Raw genomic sequence first — 2,406 nt, forward strand, 5'->3', positions numbered from 1 at the left:
AGGAAGGGACGAAGGCGGGCCGTTGGCGCGCGAGCACCGGCGCCCGTGCTGGCGCTGCCCAACCAGCGCTGGAGTCTGGACTTCGTCCACGATCAGCTCGCCACCGGTCGCCGGTTCCGGGTGCTGAGCCAAAGCCCGCCGATCGCTTGCAACGCGGGCAGCGGGGCATTCTGAGGTCCTGCCCAGTAACCAAGCCCCAGGCCGGCGATCAGACCGGCCAGGATACGTCCGACGGCAGGGATCTTCATGGCGGATGGGGTGCCCGTCCGACCGTCGTGCCCATGACCTGCACGGCGAAGCGTTCCATTTCCTCAGCCTGAGGGCTCATCTGCAACAGGAGGAGGTCAAGGCCCGCCGCCTCATATTCTGCGATACGCTCCTTCAACTGCTCGGGCGTTCCGACCAGATTGGGGCGCAGGCCGCGGTTGGACACCGAATATTCCTGGAGCTTCAACTCCCGCTCCAGCTGCGTGCCCGACAGCCATTGATCCAAATTGGCATAGCCGGCGGGCAGGTCGGTAACGGTGGTGATGCGCTCCAGTTCGCGCTTCGCTTCCGCCTCGCTGTCGCGCACGATCGCATAAGCGGCCATGCCATAGTGCATCGGCGGCCCCCCAGCGGCGCGGCGCCGCGCCGCCATGTCGGCGATCTTGGGCGCGATCGCGGCGACGGGATCCCCGTGCATGACATAGGCATCGCATCGGCCCACGATCATCGCCTTGGCCGCTTCACTTTCGCCGCCCGCATAGACCATCGGCCGCCTGACGGGTTTGGGCGCGCAGATCGCCTCCTCGGTCGTGTAGAACTTGCCGGAGAAGCTGAACCGATCCTTCGTCCACAGACCGTCGACGACCGCCAACCATTCCGCGGTACGCGCGTAACGGTCGTCATGCTGGTCGAATTGCAGGCCATATTGGCGTGCCTCGTCCGCCCACCAGCTCGAGACGACGTTGAGCAACAGGCGGCCGCCGGCGATCCGGTCGATGTTCGCCGCCGCCTTGGCGAACAGAGCGGGATGATGGAAATTGGGTCGCACCGCGACCATCAGCTCCAGCCGCTCCGTCACCGCGGCCAGCGCGGCCGCGGTCGACCAGGCATCAAGCGCAGGCTGTTCGACCCCTTTGATATCGTTCAGGTTCAGCTCGGCGATCAGGGTCAGGTCATAGCCCCATCGTTCGGCATTCTGTGTCAGCGCCTTCGCATAGGCCCAGCTCGCGTCCATGCCCTCGTCGGGAACGTTGCGCAGCCAACCGCCGAACACCGGCATCCAGAACCCGTAGCGCATCAGCGTGCCTCATCGATCCAGCCGACGATCCGGTCGACCAGCCGATCGTGCGGGTCCCAGCCCAGCACGTCGAGCGGCTTCGCGACAAAGTTCGACAGCGCATTGACGTCATAGAAGCGGGGCGTGCCGTCGCGGTCGTCGATCATCACCTCGACCCCGCCAAGATCGAGCGAGGCGGCCCGCGCGATGGCCTCGGCGGCTTCGCGTAGCGGTGCCGGCGGCTCGGTCGCCGTCATCGTGATCGCGCTGCCCGGAACCTGGCAGGCATCCGCAGGGCACAGGTCGAACGCTCCGCCCCCGGCAACGTCGATCGCATAGAGATAGGTGCGGTCGAGGGTTTCAATCCGGGTGATCGTGCCGCCCCGGGCGGGGACAAAGTCCTGCACCAGCAGCACGCCGTCGATGCTGGTCGGCAAGCTGCCATCGGTCACCGCTGCGCGCAGCGCATCCGCGTCGTCGAAGCGCATGATCCCGGCACCGGCCCCGCCGATATTGGCCTTCACCACCAGCGGAAAGCCGATCGTCGCTGCGGCCGCAGGTACGTCGACCGCACGGTGGACGACGCGGGTCGCGGGGATCGCGAGCCCCAGCGAGGCGATGAGAGCGAGCTGGCGAGCCTTCGACGTATCGATCGCCAGCGCGGCCGTACCGTTCAGCACCCGCGCGCCCGACATTTCCCATCGTGCAAGCAACGACTGCGCCCAGAAGATCGGATGCTCCGCCTCGCGCAGGAACGCCGACATCGCCAACCGGCTGAGGATGACGGGGGCCGGGGCCTGGCCCTGCGCCGGATCGAAGCCGGTGCGCGTGGTCAGCGCGTCATAGGCGACGCCGCGCCGGTCGAGGGCGGCGAACAACGGCGCAAACCATTGCGGATGTTCGTAAAGGATAGCGAGATCAGCAGTCATGGCGACATGCCATGCCATGCCGGAGCCGCAGGCCGATGCAAACCGGTGCGGGCTTGCCTCGCTCCAAGATCAGCTTTCAAGACACACTAGGTTTTGTCTGCATTCATCGTAACCAGATCATGGCACAGGCGAGATGTACGAAGCCAATGAAGGCAGTGATGGTTTTCTCGCAGCGCAGGGCGATGCGGCGGAAGCGTTTGAGCTTGTTGAAGA

At 66.0% G+C, this 2,406-nt stretch carries 2 protein-coding genes and 2 pseudogenes; 1 reads left to right on the plus strand and 3 read right to left on the minus strand.

Annotated elements, in window-relative coordinates:
• Nucleotides 1–129: pseudogene (locus tag ABD719_RS18555) on the plus strand (IS3 family transposase); the annotation flags it as partial.
• Between the two features lie 115 nt (nucleotides 130–244).
• Here ABD719_RS18555 and ABD719_RS18560 read toward each other — a convergent pair.
• The 3 genes and pseudogenes from ABD719_RS18560 to ABD719_RS18570 all read right to left on the minus strand — a co-directional run.
• On the minus strand, nucleotides 245–1,285 hold the full coding sequence (locus tag ABD719_RS18560; protein ID WP_344694854.1) for an LLM class flavin-dependent oxidoreductase: 1,041 nt from the start codon (nucleotides 1,283–1,285) through the stop codon (nucleotides 245–247).
• Nucleotides 1,285–2,193, minus strand: coding sequence for an ATP-grasp domain-containing protein (locus ABD719_RS18565; RefSeq protein WP_344694855.1), 909 nt, complete (start codon nucleotides 2,191–2,193; stop codon nucleotides 1,285–1,287). The genes ABD719_RS18560 and ABD719_RS18565 overlap by 1 nt, the downstream gene beginning before the upstream one ends.
• A gap of 103 nt (nucleotides 2,194–2,296) precedes the next feature.
• Nucleotides 2,297–2,406 (minus strand): annotated as a pseudogene (locus ABD719_RS18570) (IS5-like element IS711 family transposase); the annotation flags it as partial.

This window comes from Sphingomonas cynarae (assembly GCF_039537815.1).
Classification (GTDB): Bacteria; Pseudomonadota; Alphaproteobacteria; order Sphingomonadales; family Sphingomonadaceae; genus Sphingomonas; species Sphingomonas cynarae.

Excerpts from the sequence above, each read along its gene's own strand:
- ABD719_RS18560 (WP_344694854.1), bottom strand. The coding sequence starts at position 1,285 with ATGCGCTACGGGTTCTGGATGCCGGTGTTCGGCGGTTGGCTGCGCAAC.
- ABD719_RS18565 (WP_344694855.1), bottom strand. The coding sequence starts at position 2,193 with ATGACTGCTGATCTCGCTATCCTTTACGAACATCCGCAATGGTTTGCG.